The organism is Massilia glaciei, from assembly GCF_003011895.2.
GTDB classification, from domain to species: Bacteria; Pseudomonadota; Gammaproteobacteria; order Burkholderiales; family Burkholderiaceae_D; genus Telluria_A; species Telluria_A glaciei.
This window is the reverse complement of sequence record NZ_PXWF02000163.1, coordinates 1-414: the sequence shown is the minus strand read 5'-3', so window position 1 is coordinate 414 and position 414 is coordinate 1. Positions and strand designations below refer to the sequence as shown.

The window sequence follows — 414 nt, the reverse complement described above, 5'->3', positions numbered from 1 at the left end:
GGCGGGCGGGGGCCTGTTGGTGTCGAGTTATAAGATCGACCACAACTGCCGCGCGCGCGACCCGGCCGGCGACAACGCCGCTGGCATCGCGCTGCTCAAGCAGGCGGTCAAGCTGGGCGAAGTCTTTAGCGCGGCGGCGCGCACGCACGAGACGGTCGAATTCGCCGCGCACAAGGGCGCGGGCATGGCCGATTCAAGCGCACTCGACGGAAAAGCCGGGCCACTCAAAGCGATGCTCACGGCCGTATCGGGGATGGTGGACACGGAAAGCCTGACCGCGGCCGAGGCTGACGCGAAGGGTAAAAACGTCAGTGCGGGCGACGAGAAAGTCCCGCATTCGACCGACCCCATCATCGCCATTGCCGCAAAGGGCGGGCTGGGCGTTGTCGCCGGCCAGAGCCTGCAATTGGCGAA

Annotated in this window: 1 pseudogene; it reads left to right on the top strand. The window is 66.7% G+C overall.

Annotated elements, in window-relative coordinates:
• Nucleotides 1-414 (top strand): annotated as a pseudogene (locus tag C7C56_RS28760) (type VI secretion system tip protein VgrG); the annotation flags it as partial.